The sequence below is a fragment of the Mesorhizobium captivum genome, from assembly GCF_033977165.1.
Classification (GTDB): Bacteria; Pseudomonadota; Alphaproteobacteria; order Rhizobiales; family Rhizobiaceae; genus Mesorhizobium; species Mesorhizobium captivum.
Window position 1 is genome coordinate 149,739 of sequence record NZ_JAVIJB010000007.1, and the last position, 13,768, is coordinate 163,506.

Annotated in this window: 13 protein-coding genes; 5 read left to right on the forward strand and 8 right to left on the reverse strand. The window is 64.7% G+C overall.

The window, feature by feature from the left end:
• Positions 1-52 precede the first annotated feature (52 nt).
• Positions 53-2,194, forward strand: a complete 2,142-nt coding sequence (locus RFM40_RS09055; protein WP_320277423.1) for a putative bifunctional diguanylate cyclase/phosphodiesterase — start codon at positions 53-55, stop codon at positions 2,192-2,194.
• Between the two features lie 20 nt (positions 2,195-2,214).
• On the opposite strand, the gene RFM40_RS09060 is transcribed toward RFM40_RS09055, so the two are convergent.
• Positions 2,215-3,132: a fatty acid desaturase family protein gene (locus RFM40_RS09060; protein WP_320277424.1), complete on the reverse strand. Its 918-nt coding sequence runs from the start codon at positions 3,130-3,132 to the stop codon at positions 2,215-2,217.
• 85 nt (positions 3,133-3,217) lie between these two features.
• Between RFM40_RS09060 and RFM40_RS09065 the strand changes: the two genes are divergently transcribed.
• Complete coding sequence (locus RFM40_RS09065; protein WP_320277425.1) at positions 3,218-4,138, forward strand: LysR substrate-binding domain-containing protein; 921 nt, start codon at positions 3,218-3,220, stop codon at positions 4,136-4,138.
• 21 nt (positions 4,139-4,159) lie between these two features.
• On the opposite strand, the gene RFM40_RS09070 is transcribed toward RFM40_RS09065, so the two are convergent.
• From RFM40_RS09070 to RFM40_RS09090, 5 genes are all read right to left on the reverse strand, one after another.
• A complete protein-coding gene (locus RFM40_RS09070) occupies positions 4,160-4,432 on the reverse strand; it encodes a DUF3303 domain-containing protein (protein WP_320221326.1) in 273 nt (90 codons plus the stop codon).
• Between the two features lie 122 nt (positions 4,433-4,554).
• Positions 4,555-6,018: a RimK family ATP-grasp domain-containing protein gene (locus RFM40_RS09075; protein ID WP_320228306.1), complete on the reverse strand. Its 1,464-nt coding sequence runs from the start codon at positions 6,016-6,018 to the stop codon at positions 4,555-4,557.
• A 4-nt stretch (positions 6,019-6,022) separates the two neighbouring features.
• Positions 6,023-7,120 carry a peptidase C39 family protein gene (locus RFM40_RS09080; protein WP_320221324.1) on the reverse strand — a complete coding sequence of 366 codons (1,098 nt, stop codon included), beginning with the start codon at positions 7,118-7,120 and terminating at the stop codon, positions 6,023-6,025.
• 206 nt (positions 7,121-7,326) lie between these two features.
• Positions 7,327-8,121: an anti-sigma factor family protein gene (locus tag RFM40_RS09085; RefSeq protein ID WP_320277426.1), complete on the reverse strand. Its 795-nt coding sequence runs from the start codon at positions 8,119-8,121 to the stop codon at positions 7,327-7,329.
• Positions 8,118-8,636 carry an RNA polymerase sigma factor gene (locus tag RFM40_RS09090; RefSeq protein ID WP_320228303.1) on the reverse strand — a complete coding sequence of 173 codons (519 nt, stop codon included), beginning with the start codon at positions 8,634-8,636 and terminating at the stop codon, positions 8,118-8,120. Before RFM40_RS09090 ends, RFM40_RS09085 begins: the two co-directional genes overlap by 4 nt.
• Before the next feature lie 221 nt (positions 8,637-8,857).
• Here RFM40_RS09090 and RFM40_RS09095 point away from each other — a divergent pair, with 221 nt between their 5' ends.
• Entirely contained in the window at positions 8,858-9,109 is a 252-nt protein-coding gene (locus tag RFM40_RS09095) for a prevent-host-death protein (protein ID WP_320277427.1), read from the forward strand.
• On the forward strand, positions 9,102-9,497 hold the full coding sequence (locus RFM40_RS09100; protein WP_320277428.1) for a hypothetical protein: 396 nt from the start codon (positions 9,102-9,104) through the stop codon (positions 9,495-9,497). The genes RFM40_RS09095 and RFM40_RS09100 overlap by 8 nt, the downstream gene beginning before the upstream one ends.
• A gap of 7 nt (positions 9,498-9,504) precedes the next feature.
• Here the strand turns inward: RFM40_RS09100 and RFM40_RS09105 are convergent, their stop codons facing one another.
• Entirely contained in the window at positions 9,505-12,243 is a 2,739-nt protein-coding gene (locus RFM40_RS09105) for a DUF2339 domain-containing protein (RefSeq protein WP_320277429.1), read from the reverse strand.
• A gap of 232 nt (positions 12,244-12,475) precedes the next feature.
• Here RFM40_RS09105 and RFM40_RS09110 point away from each other — a divergent pair, with 232 nt between their 5' ends.
• The gene (locus tag RFM40_RS09110) at positions 12,476-12,937 is read left to right on the forward strand and encodes an NUDIX hydrolase (protein WP_320277430.1); all 462 of its coding nucleotides are present in this window, start codon (positions 12,476-12,478) and stop codon (positions 12,935-12,937) included.
• A 12-nt stretch (positions 12,938-12,949) separates the two neighbouring features.
• Here RFM40_RS09110 and recO read toward each other — a convergent pair whose 3' ends face one another.
• Positions 12,950-13,702 (reverse strand): DNA repair protein RecO, encoded by a 753-nt coding sequence (gene recO, locus RFM40_RS09115; protein WP_320277431.1) that lies wholly within the window; start codon positions 13,700-13,702, stop codon positions 12,950-12,952.
• Between the last annotated feature and the right edge of the window lie 66 nt (positions 13,703-13,768).

A 13,768-nucleotide genomic window follows, 5' to 3' on the forward strand; every position in this document is an offset into this window, starting at 1 on the left:
TAACCGGGGGCCGCGACAGTAACGTGTTCAGTCACGGTCAGCAGGCGCGCTCATGCCCGTCGCTCATGTCAAGGCTGGTTCGGCCGCAGGCAAGCGGAAAGCAACCGGTATTGGCCCCGCTCGACGAATAGCTGAGGAACTCCGCGCGCAGAACGAGCGCTTTTCGGCCGCCGTCGAGAACATGTCGCATGGCCTATGCATGTTCGACGCCGAAGAGCGGATGATCATCTGCAACCGCAACTACATCGACCTCTTCCGCCTCGACGCCAAGGTGATGAAGCCCGGCATCCGCTTCTTCGACATCCTGCAGCACAGCGTCGATATCGGCATCGCTTCGCAAAGCGCTGCGGAACTCTACGCCGTCCGCAAGCCCTATATCGACGGCGCCAAGCCCTCGACCTATGAGGAGACGCTGGCGGATGGACGCATCATCGTCATCTCGCACCGGCCGCTGGCATCCGGCGGATGGGTGTCGATCTATGAGGATGTGACTGAGCAGCGGCGCGCCGAAGATGAGCTGAAAGAGCAGCATCGCCGTTTCGACGCCGCCTTGGGCAACATGTCGCAAGGGCTGCTGATGTACGACGCCGACGGCAAGATGATCGTGCGCAATCAGCGTTTCCTGGAGCTGTACAAGGTCGCCGAGGCGGATTTCCCGTTCGGAACGACGCACCGCGACGCGCTGGAACGATTGCTGGAGCTCGGCATCTACACCAAGATCGACGTCGACAGCGAGGTCGCCAAGACCGAAGCCGCCCTTCGGGCGGGCAAGATGCAGTCGGCTTACCGCTATCTTGCCGACGGCAGGACGTTTCTCGTTGTCCGCCAGCCGATGAGCGGCGGCGGCTGGGTGGTGACTTTCGATGATGTCACCGAGCGGCGCCGCACCGAAGAGCGCATGACGCATCTCGCGCATCACGATACGCTGACCAACCTGCCCAACCGTTCGATGTTCCGCGAGCGGCTCGACCAGGCGCTGAGCGAGCCGAAGGTCGCGCCTCTGGCGATCTTCTCGCTCGACCTCGACCGCTTCAAGGCGGTCAACGACACCTTCGGGCATCCGGCAGGCGACTGGCTGCTGAAATGCGTGGCCGAGCGCCTGCGGCGCTGCTTGCGCAGCGAGAAGGACGTAGTGGCGCGTTTCGGCGGCGACGAATTCGCCATCATCCAGTCCAACGTCAGGGGCGCGGCTGATGCCGAAAGGCTTGCCAAACGCATCGTCGAGGTGATCGGCAAGCCTTATCGCGACAAGGGCCGCGAGATGCATGTCGGGGTCAGCCTCGGCATCGCACTCTACCCCGGCGACGGGCAGGACGCCGACACGCTTTTGACCAATGCCGACATGGCGCTTTACCGGGGCAAGAGCGAGGGGCGCAATATCTACCGCTTCTTCGAGCCCGGAATGGACGCCATGGTGCGGGAGCGCCGGGCGCTGGAAGCCGACCTCGAGGCGGCACTGCCCAGGCGCGAATTCGAGCTGGATTTCCAGCCGATCCTCGACATCGCCTCCGGCGACATCGTCGGCGCCGAAGCGCTGATGCGCTGGCGCTCGCCGTCGCGCGGGCTGGTATCGCCGGAAGACTTCATCGCGGCGGCCGAGGAGACCGGACTGATCGTGCAGCTTGGCGACTGGGCGCTGCGCAAGGCCTGCAGCGCGGCGGCGGGCTGGCCGCGGGACGTGCGCATGGCGGTCAACGTTTCGGCAGCCCAGATCAAGAGCGGCGGCTTTGCCCGCAGCGTGATCTCGGCGCTCGCCTTTTCCGGCCTGCCGGCCAGCCGGCTCGAGCTCGAAATCACCGAAACGGTGATGATGGACGAAAGCGATACGGTGCTGAGAACGCTCCGCCAGTTGCGCGGGCTCGGCGTGCGCATCGCGCTCGACGATTTCGGCACCGGCTATTCCTCGCTCGGCTATCTGCGGCGCTTCCCGGTCGACAAGATCAAGATCGACCGCTCCTTCATCCGCGACCTCGACAAGCGCGACACGGCGGCGATCGTGCGCACGGTGATCGGACTCGGCACCGAGCTCGGCATCACCGTCACTGCCGAAGGCGTCGAGACCGAAGCGCAGCTCGACATGCTGCGCAAGGCCAGCTGCGGCGAGGCGCAAGGTTTTCTGATCGGCGTACCGGCCAAGGCATCCGAGATGAGTCGGCTGCTGCGCTCGCAGGAAAAGCTGCGCCAATCCGGCTGACAGCCAAACCATTCAGCCCGTCAGCGCAGCGTCTCGATGTATTTCTCGTGGAAGCTTACATAACCGGGCTCGACCACTTTGAGATGCCGCTCGATCAGCTGATGGAATGCCGGCAATTGATGGAACGGCACGCCGGGATAGGCGTGGTGCTCGGCATGGTAGGGCATGTTCCAGGCGAGCTTGCGGACGAACCAGTTGGTCAACGTCGTCCTGCTGTTTTCGAGCATGTTGGCGACGAAGGGGCAGCGGCCATGCTCGGCCAGCAGGTAGAGCCTCAGGAAGGGCTGCCCGAGCAGCGCCGGCACGATCCAGACATAAAGCAGCACCGTCGCCTTGAACCAGGCGGCTAGCGCCAGCACGACGACATAGAAAATGATCATCGCCCGTGCCTCGGCCTGCACCTTCCGCAAGCCCTTTGGCGGCACATAGCTGTCCCGGCAACGACCAATCGCATTGATGTAGAGGGTTTTGAGGTGGCCCCACCACACCGGCAGGCCCGAGACATGGACGATGAATTGCCGCAAGGTCTCCGGCTTCGGGAAGGCCAGTTCCGGATCGTTCTCCGGGTCCTGGGTGAAGCGGTGATGGGCGAAATGAAAATAGCGGAACCAGTCGGTGGGCAGCGCGAGCGCCAAGCTGCACAGCCGCGCGACGGCATCGTTCAGCCACTGCGTCTCGAACGCCGTCCTGTGCACCGTCTCGTGCAGCAGCGTGAACAGGAACACGATCAATATGCCCTGCGGCAGCATCAGCAGCGGCCAAAACGGCACCCTGGCCGCGATCAGCGCGCCGAGAACGACTATGGCGCCGAGATGGAGGGCGAACTGGAGAAGGCCCGGCCAATCCGACTTGCCGGTCAGCCGGCTGCGCTCCTCATTGCTCAGCGAGGCGATGACATCGCGATGGTCGGCGGATTCGCTGCGGTCGATGGCGTTCATGGAACTACCGTACCGCAGAAAGAAACCTTTCGAAAAATGAGGAATTCTGCAAAATAGATAAGCTGAACTTATCTTACTGGTTGCCATGGTCGCACTTCCATCGCTGCGGGGACTTCAGGCCTTCGAGGCTGCGGCTCGCACCGGCAGCTTCGCCGCGGCCGCGGAGGAGCTGTCGGTTTCGGCGGCAGCCGTCAGCCAGCTCATCCGCACCGTCGAGGAGCAGTTGGGCCGCAAGCTGTTCCACCGCGTCAACCGCCGCGTCGTGCTCACCGAGGCCGGCGTCGAGATGCTGCCGAGGCTCACCATGGCCTTCCAGGAAATCGGCAGCGTCGCGCGCGATGTCGGCGATGCGTTCCGGCCAAGGCTCGTCATCTCGGTGCCGCCTTCGATGGCGATGGGCTGGCTTTCCGAGCGCCTTGCCGGCTTTGTCGCAAGCCACGGCGCCGCGGATATTTCGTTGAGAGGCGACGACGACCCGGTGCCGTTCGACCATGAGCTGATCGACATCCGGCTTTCCTACGGTCCACATTATCGCGAGCATCCGACCGAGGACATCGTCCGGGACGCCGTCTATCCCGTCTGCGCGCCGAGCCTTGCCGGCGCAATCAAGTCCGAAAACCTCGCCGGCCTGCCGCTGATCCACACCGACTGGGGACCGACCGGCGCCTCCTTTCCATCCTGGCGCAACTGGTTCGAGGCGGCGGGCATCGAGCCAGGCCGGGCGGCACGGCGCGGCCTCTCCGCCAACTCGTCGCGGGCAGCACTCGACCTTGCCATATCGGGGCTGGGCGTAGCGCTGGTGCAAGGGATCTACTGTGCCCAGGCGCTGGAGGACAGCCGGCTGCTCCGGCCCGTCGCCCGAGCACTGGAACTGCGCCAGCCCTATTGCCTGACCATCCCCGAACGCAGCGCAAGGCGCGATGTGGTGACTGCGTTCCGCGAATGGCTGATCGAGGAGTGCCGGCGCGCCGTCAAATCGCCGGCACTGATCGCCGCATCATTCTGACGACAGCGTGTGGGCGCTTGCTCAAAGATGCCCGGCCAGCGCCGCGACCATGTCCTTGCTTGTGGCAACGGGGACGATCTCGAACTCCACCAGGTCCGCCCATTCGACGACCCAGCGCTGCAGCAGCGTGACGTCGTCGGCCTCCACCAGGAGGAAGCAGCGGCTCATGTCGCCGGCGATCCAGCTGTGGTGCACGACAAGCTCGTCGGGCTTCAGCCGGCCCCGGTCGCGGAAGCGGCGGTAGATCTCCTTGCGGTCGCAGCCGGCGAAATCCTCGATCACGAAAAACAGCATCTTTGTCCCCCAAAATGGATGCTGGAGCGGTTCACCGTTTCGTGGAAACGCCGAACCGCTCCATCTCTTTGTTTCACGCAATTCCGGACGGAAAACCGTTACACACTTTTCCTGGAATTGCTCTAACGGCCCGGGCGCTCGAGGCGCTCCAGGAACCATTGCGTCAGCCGCACCCAGAGCTCGTCCTTCTCGCCGGAATCCTCCCAGCCGTGGTCGAGATTGGGGTTGTCGTTTACTTCGATGACGAAGACGCCGTCCTTGGTCTCCTTTAGGTCGACGCCGTAGAGCCCGTCGCCGATGCAGCGCGCGGCTTTCACCGCCGTTTCGACGACGTGCGGCGGCGTCTCCTTCAAGGTGAAGGTCTTGATGCCGCCCTGGTCCGGTTTGCCGTTGGCCTTGTGGTTGACGATCTGCCAGTGCTTCTTCGCCATCAGGTAGTGGACGGCAAACAACGGCTGGCCGCCGAGCACGCCGACGCGCCAGTCATATTCGGTCGGGATGAATTTCTGCGCGATGAGGAGATCGGAATCCTCCAGCCACTCGGTCGCGAGCTTAGTCAGCTCGGCAAGGTTCTCGCATTTCTTGACGCCGCGCGAGAAGGAGGAATCCGGAATCTTCAGCACCAGTGGGAAGCCAAGCGTCTGCGCGGCGAGCTCAAAATCAGAGGTGCCGGCGATCATCACCGTCGGCGGCACCGGCACTTTGTTGTAGGTCATCAACTCGTTGAGATAGACCTTGTTGGTGCAGCGGATCATCGACAGCGGGTCGTCGATCACCGGCATGCCTTCCTGCTGGGCGCGGCGCGCGAAACGGTAGGTGTGATTGGAGATGGACGTCGTCTCGCGGATGAACAGCGCGTCGTAATTGGCGAGCTTGGCCAGGTCCTTCCTAGTGATCGGCTCGACTTCGACGCCCATCTTCTCGGCGATCCGCGCCCAGTAGCGCAGCGACGAAATCTCCGACGGCGGCAACTCCTCATGCGGATCGACCAGCGTCGCGAAAGTATAGCGGGCCGGCGTGCGACCCTTGGTGTCGCGCCATTCGCGGTTGGTGTAGTTCTCCAGGCACTGCAGGAAGGACGCTTCCTCTTCGTCGGTCATGCGGGCGAGCGGCAGGAAGCCGATCTTGCGGATCGAGGCCCATTCGGCGCTGTCCTTGATGTGGACCTCCAGCGCCGGCGCGCGGAACCAGTCGAACAACAGCTTGGTGAACTTGTCCCAGACTTTCGACGGTCCGATGCCGAAGAAGACCGCGACTTTCGACGGGAAGGTGCCGCCGAGATCCTTGCGGCATTTGTTGAGCGCCAGCTCGAGCTCCGGCAGCGCGTGCTCGTAGAGCTTGCGCTCCGACAGGTCGATCATGGTCTCGACGGTCGGGATCACCTTGTGGCCGCGGGAGCCTGCAAGCAGCGAGGCGTAATAGCCGCGGCTCTGGTACCCGTAATTGTTCGACAAGTTGATGACCTTCGGCCGCTGGCCGCGAAACAGCGCCGGATGCGCGAGATAGTCGCGGTTGGTGATGATCTTGTGCGGCGTCGCCACCTGGTCGAGATCGTTCTGCCTGCCTGTAAGGATGACCCAGGTCATTGTTTCAGCGTTTTCCCAGAGTGATGGCGGCGCGCAATTCATCGCGGCCGAACTGAGCCATATTCATGAAGATGCCGTAGGGCACTGGAATGTTGGCGGCGTCGAGGATCGTTTCCTGCCTTTCGTCCTCGACCCAAGGATCATGGATCAGGATATGGTCGCCGTCATCGCCGATGGCGAGCACCCAATGCGGCACCTTCTTGCCGAACATCAGGAAGCCGCTGATCAGCACCAGCACCAGCTTGCCCTCGGCGAGGGCCGAACGAACGTCGTCGATGCCGAACGAACGGTAATTCACCGGGATACCGTAAAGTTCCGCGCGGCGGCGGAAGTCGACCTGGGCGAGCTCCATGACTCGGCGCTTGTCTTCGCTGCGCACCGACTGCAGGAACAGCGCGCCGTGGAAGGACACGAAGATCTCAGCGGCAAGCCCGCTTTCATAGCCAGCGACCGCCAGGCCGAAAGGCTCGCAGCCGCCCGGCCCCGACATCATGAACACGGTGGTCGCCTCGCGCCACAGACGGATTTCCATGACCGGATCGGGCACGAAGCCGCGGTCGAAATTGGCCATCGCCATCATCAGGCAGCAGGGGCCGCAGGTGAACTCGCAGGTCTGCTGGTAGAACGGCACCCGGGTAGCGGTCGGGACATCGCCGCGCAGCGTCTTTTCGTAACGCAGCGCGGTGGCGCCGTCCTCGTAATAGTCGGGCTCGCGGCCTATTTTGCGGTAGCCGGCCTGCTCGTAGATGCGGATGGCGCGCTGATTGTCCTCGCGCACCTCGAGCCGCAGCATCATGCGGTCGTGCTCATACGCCGCCTCCTCGGCCGCCGCCAGCAGCTGGCGGCCGATGCCGAGGCTGCCGAAGAAGGGACCGACGGCGATGGAATAGAGCCGGGCCACGCCGCTGCCCTTGCGAAACAGCACCACCGCATAGCCGGCGACATGGCTGTCATTCTCGGCCACCAGCATCTCGGCGGTCTCACGCTCGATGAACTGGCGGAAGGACCGGCGGGAAAGCCGATCGCCCGAGAAGACAGCCTTCTCGATGGCGGCGAGGTCATCGACGTCTGACGCGCGGGCCTTGCGGATCTCGGCAGGCATGCGGGCTTGGAAGAACCTCGATTGGGTTTACGGAAAAGGCCCCGGTCAAAAAAGCAACACCAGCCGAAGCGCCGGTATTCATCAAGCCGCTATCGCTCCTTGATTTGGGCTGAATTGTGACACTTTCGGCGGTGGCAAGGAAGCGCGAAGTGTTTGAACAAGATCGCTGTTTGGAAGCGCTGCCGGCTGCGGAAAACGCAGCCGGTTCAACTCGAAATACCGGCGAGAAGCTGGCCATAGGCGCTCTTGGCGACCTCCGACAGGCGCTCTCGCGGCAGCGAGCCGACAACGGCGCAGCCATAGCCTTTGTCGAGCCAATAGACCGCCTCGGGTCCGTCGGCCTCGGCCGCATAAGTGCCCTTGGCGGTCGCGGACGATTCGGCGGTGACGAAGAGCGAGATGCGCTCGCCCTTGGCGTCCTCGTAGAGCAGCATCGCGGCCTTGCCGTGCTCGCCCGCCGGCAGCAGCCGGCCGCCGACGAGATCGAAACCCTCGGCCGCGAGGTCTGGCGCCACCAGCTTCAGCCCCACCCGGTTGGAGAGCCAGGTCTGCAGATGGTCCTTGTCGCTCGCCGGCACCTCGACCGCATGTCGCTTCTCGGCGGCGTAGATGACATGGGCGGCGATCGCCTGCTCGGCGAGTTGGTCGTCCGCTCCGTCCTCCCGCCCGATGCCGCCGATGCCGGCCATGTAACCACCGAAGCCGCCGACCATCAGCACGGCGGCGGCCGCCGCCGAAAGCCACCAGCGCGAACGCCAGGCAGGCGTCCGCGCCGGCGCTTCACCAAGCACCGCCTGCCTCAGTCTTGCCGGCACCGGCTCGTCCATGACGCCGGCCAAAGCGGCCCGCAGCGCCGCACGGTCGGCTATATAGCGAGCGCTCTTTGCCCGCATCTCGGGATTGGCTTCGAGCCAGGCGTCATAGGCCATGCGCTCCTCGCCCGGCAATTCGCCATCGAGGGCCATGTGGATATCGCGTTCGGAGAAATCGCGCCGGGTCATCGCTCGACGATCCTTATCGAACGGCGGCGCGAGGAGTCGTCGAGCAGGCCGCGCAGTTCCTCGCGGCCGCGCGCGATGCGCGACATCAGCGTGCCGGCCGGCACGCCGAGGATGTTGGCGGCCTCGGCGTAGGAAAAGCCTTCGATGGCGACCATGACCAATGCCGCCCGGCGATCGGGGCTGATCGCCTGCAGGGCATCGATGATCTCGCGCGAGGCGATACTTTCGACCTGATCGGCGGGCGCGGACTGGGCTTCGCCGGCTTCGAGAGGCAGCATCGCAGCCTCGCCGCGCCGGTTAACCTTGCGCATCTGGTCGATGAACAAATGATGCATGATCGTAAACAGCCACCTCCTGGGGCTTTCTCCAGTTTGCCAGTTGTCGAGCCGCACAAGCGCGCGCTCCAGGCAGTCCTGGACGAGATCGTCGGCGGAATCGCGATCGCGCAGCAGCGAGCGCGCATAGCGCCGCAGACGAGGTATTTCGCTCAGGATCGCTGCCTTCTTATCGTCCATGACCGCTTGTTTCGAGGTCGTTTTCCATTCGATTGAACGCGCGTTTCCGGCGCGGCGCAAGCAGCCAGCGCGAAGCGGCCTACCCGCTCCGGTACCCAAGCACCTTAACAACGCCGGCGAATGCCGGTTTATTCCCAGCCCAAATGACGATGGTTTTGTTTGTTTAATTACGTAAGATGGGTATAATAGGTATACTACGTATATTAGGTATGAGGTGACCGATGAAGCAATTCACCTTTTCAGACATGAACCGCGCATCCGGCGAAATCCTCGAAACGGCGATGATCGAGCCTGTCGCCCTTACAAAACGCGGCAAGGAGAAGCTGATCATCCTGTCGGCCGTCCAATACCGGAAACTTGTTGGTTCGACCCCTGCCGTCGCTTACACGCTCGAAGATGCGCCGGATGAGGTCCACGATGAACTGGTGTCGGGATTGGAGGCCATCATAACCGGCGGCAAGCCGGATGCTTAAGCCCGGCGATCTGGTTCGATATTACTATCTATGGGCACGGCAGGCCGACGCCGGCGAAGAATCCGGCCGCAAAGCGCGGCCGGTCTGTATTGTGGTCAGAACGCCGACCACGCCCACAGCGCTATTCCTGTTTCCGCTCACCTCGCAAAAGCCCGATCAGTCCCGCACGCATATTGCCATCAGTGAAATCGAGTGCCGCAGGGGCGGCCTCGATTTTCCGTCATGGCTGATCCTCGACGAATATAATCGCGTACGGATGGACCAAGCTTATGATCTCGTCACGACGAAGCCGATCGGTTCTTTCAGCCCGGCATTTGTCCGCAAGATTGCAGGCCTCATCAAAGAGGCTGCCGAACAGCGCCGTCTGCGCGGAATAGCCCGAAAATAGCAGGGTGTCACCGCTCTCTCGCAGCCCTTGTGAGCAGCCGCTGATAGAAAAGCCCGATGCCGATCAGCACAGCGCCGAGGCCGATGAAGGACAAGGCGCGCAGCACGCCTTCCAGCTCCGACATGTCGAAGAGGAAGACTTTCAGCACCGCCACCGCGATCAGCACGGCCGACGCGATGCGCAGCACCTGCGACCTCAGCCAGACGCCGGCGGTGAGCAGCGCGACGCCGATGACCAGCCAGAGCGCCGAATAGGTGTAGGTCTCGAGCTGGCCAAGGCCGCTCCACAGGCCGATGAACTCGCCCTTGAACAGGCGCCGCACCGAGAGCGTCGCATAGGCGAAGGCAAGCAGCGAGGCGACCAACGCCAGCATCGCCGCATACCATCTCGGACGCTTGTCGCGGACATAGAGCGCCAATGCCCCTGCGGCGATCGCCGGCAGCAGATAGGCGAGGAACAACAGGTTGAAGAACGGAATGGTGCCGGTCGATTCGTCCGTCACCAGCGGGTTCAGCACCATGAAATGCTGGATGACGATCAAGCCCGCCGAGACCACGCCGGCGGCCATCGAGCCATAGCGCAGCACCGAGCTCGGCGAGCGCATGTCGATGGCGACGAGGATCGCGCCCGCGCCGAGCGCGATCAGCGTGTAGATCGCCTGTTCGCCGAGCGTGACGGGGCCGGTGTCGATGACGCCGCCATGCATGGAGTGGCGCACCAGCATGGCGATGGTGAGCAGCGCGAACAGGGCCGAGGCCGCCTCCATGGCAAGGCGCGGCCGGCCGTTGGTGGTGCGCGCCAGCTGCCAGGCGGCGAAGCCGAAGGCGAACGCGGGCACGCCATAACCCAGGAGCAGCCAGTTGAAGACCGGCGTTCTCGACAGTGCCGCCGCGCCGACGATGGTCGGGTCGAAGGCGACGCGGCCGAGCACGGCGACCGCCGCGCCGACCGCGATCCAGCCCAGCACCGGATAGGAGCGCCAGCGGGTCGCCAGCGCCGGCACGATTGCGGCGGCGCCGAGCAGAACGGTGGTCCAGCCGGAGCTGAAGGCCATGTGCAGCATCAGCAGCCCGGCGACGCCGGCGCCTCCTAGCGCGAAGGAGACAGCCGGGCCGCCGGCGAGCGGCGGCTCCTCGCTGCGTGCGATCCATTCGCCGCCGCCGGCAAAGACCAGCACCAGGAGCAGCCCCGGCAGCGCGTAGCCTAGGTCACGGTCGATATCGCCGAAAGTGAGCCACAGCGCCGTCAGCACCAACAGTGGCGCAATCACGGCCCACGCCGCCCACGAGGCTGAGCGAACCGGCGCGGAAGCCGCGAAGCGGCGCGCGTCCCAGAAGCCGGCTCCTACGAAGACAAGGGCGAGCGCGATGCCAACGCGGAAGGTCATCGCGTCGGATGCCGCCAACGGCTCAGCGCCTAGGCCGACATCCAGAGCATCGGCGCCGATCGTGGCGGGTGGGATGATGCCGAGATAGATCAGCACCGTCGCCAGACCGGCGGCGAACAGGAGCGGCAAGGCGCGCGGCCGGTAGAGCGCCACCGCCACAAGCGCCGCGAGCAGCACCGCGCCATGCAAGGCATAACCGGCCTTGGCGAAGACAGGATCGACCGACAGTTCGAGCGCGGTCAGCGCAACGAACAAGCCGGGCACAATCGACGGCCAGTCGAAGCCTGGCTCCGCTTCGTCGCGGCCAGCAATCAAGAAAAGGGCGAGCCAGACGAAGGCGAGCACGGCGAGCGTCGCCAGGCTGATGAACAGCACCGCGGCAAGGTTCACGTCCGGCGCATCGACCAGGTAGAGAATGGTCCAGATGCCGGTGCCGGCGAAGGCCGCGGCGACAAGCGCCTTCCAGTCGCGGATGCGGGCGATTGCCGCCGTGGCGGCAAGGACGATCGCGAGATAGACGAACAGCGCCCAGGGGTTGGGGGCCTGCGAGGCGACGAGCGCGGGCGTGACCATGGCGCCGAGGAGGCCGATGCCGGCCAGCGCCAGGCCGTGGATCAGCGAGGCCGCGATGGCCGCGATGCCGATGGCACCGAGAAGCGTGAAGGCCGGCGCCGGGCTGATGAAGCCGTAGATGCCATGCGCAGCATAAACGGTGCCGAACAGGATGAAGGCGCCGGCCGCCGTCAGGATCGACGGGATATAGGCGCCGGCAGCACCTTGCACCGGCACCCTGAAGCCGGTGCGGCGGACGAACTCGGCCCCGGCGATCAGCACCAAGCCGAGAATGCCGGCCATGGTGAGGCGCACGCCGGGACCGAAAATGCCGGCCTCGATCGTGTAGCGGATCAGGAACAGCCCACCCAGCGCCAGCGCGATGCCGCCGACCCAGACCGCCCAGCGCGTGCCGAGCGCCGTCTCGACATCGGTCTGGCGCGCTGCCACCGGCGCCGCAGCCTGGGCCGGCGCGGCAGGTTGCGCCGCTTCGGCCGGCCCCGTGGGTTCAGCCGAAGCGCCCTCGCCCGCTTGGGTCGGCGCTTCTGCTTTAGGTTCGTCGGGCGTCGCGGCAGCGGCTTGGGGGGCGGCTTCACTTGCCGGCCGCGCGGTCGTCGCGGCGGGAGCTTCGCTTGGCGCGCCTTCCGTGGCCGTGCCAGCCTTGGGCGCGGGCTGCGGGACACCCGAAAGCACCAGGCTGCGCAGCGCGCCAAGCTCGCGCTCGATCAGGCCGATGCGGGTTTGCTGGCGTGAAATGATGACGAATAAAGCGATGACCGCGGCAATGGCAATCAGGCTGAAAAACATGGCGGTTTCCCCTCAAAACCGTACCAATCGTGACCGACAAATGCGGCAATGAGACGGCTATTGAAATCAGCGCCTTGCCGGCCTCACAAGATCGAGCATGTTTCCGCGCCGATTGCCAGCAACTTGCAGGCTTTATCCAGTGCCGACCCAGCCGAAATTGGGAGATTGTCCGTCGGCAGCCGCAAAATACCCATGCTATTCTCGGATGCTCGCGGGAGCCGAGGATAATCATATGCCGCAACGAAGCGCTGGCCTGCTGATCTACAGGCGAACCGCCGGTGTGTTCGAATTTCTGCTCGTCCACCCCGGCGGACCGTTCTGGGTGAGGAAGGATGAGGCGGCATGGTCGATCCCGAAGGGCCTCATCGACGACAACGAGGATGAACTCCAAGCTGCCCGGCGCGAGGCCGAAGAGGAGCTCGGCGTCGCCATCGACGGCGACTTCCAGCCTGTCGGCAGCTACAAGCAGCCGGGCGGCAAGATCGTGATCGCCTGGAGCGTCGAAGCGGACATCGATGCGGATGCCGTCAGGAGCAACATGTTCACCATGGAATGGCCGCCGAAGTCGGGTGCCCTGAAGGAATTTCCCGAGGTGGACAAAGCCGGCTGGTTTTCACTTCCTGAAGCCGGGCGCAAGATCCTGAAGGGCCAGCGCGCCATGCTCGACGATTTTCTGGAGCGGCGGGGAGACTAATAGGCGCTCGACCTACTGCCCGGCGATCGCCTTCACCGCCGCCTGATGCCGGCGCAGCGCAGCCAGGAAGCCGGCGCGGGCGTCGGGCGGCTCGAGGCCGCGCGGCTCATAGACATGGCGGGTGAAGAAGAAGCCGGTCAGCCGGAAGGCGTCCTCCAGCGCTTCCTGATCGGCGCGCAGGCCGGCACCGCGCTGCAGGAAGGCGGGCAGCGCCAGCATCTTGTCGCGCCAGGGCTCGCCGGCAGCGCGCGAGACGGCGCGCCCGGATTTCGGCGAGACATAGGCGAGGTCCTGCCGCGTGCCGGTCGCCGCGCATTGGCTGAGGTCGAGGCCGAAGCCGAGCTCGTCCAGAATGAGCAGCTCGAAGCGCGCCACCAGCTCGCCCGCGGCATCGGCATCGTCGAGATGAGAAATCATCACCGCCAGCGCCTCGTAGAGCCCGCCATGGGCGTCGCGCTCGGGCAGAAGCCGGAGATGCGCGGCCATGGTCTGGAGGCCGTAGACGGCGACCGCGCTGTCCATCAGCCGGGCGGCGTTCATCTCGATCGCCTCGGCCTGGAAGATGCCGAGATGCTCGTCGAGGCGGGCCCGCCACAGAAGGTCGACGCGGTTGCCGGGCTGCAGCACCGGCTGCTGCTTGCGCGAGCGGCCGCCGCGCACGAGACCGAGATGCCGGCCATGCGCGCGCGTCATCACCTCGAGGATGGCGCTGGTTTCGCCATGCTTGCGGGTGCCAAGAATGATTCCCTCGTCGCGCCATTCCATGGGTCGAGCTTTTCACCTGTTGCGCGGCGAAATCAAGATTGGCGCGCGTCCTACCTGACACAGAGG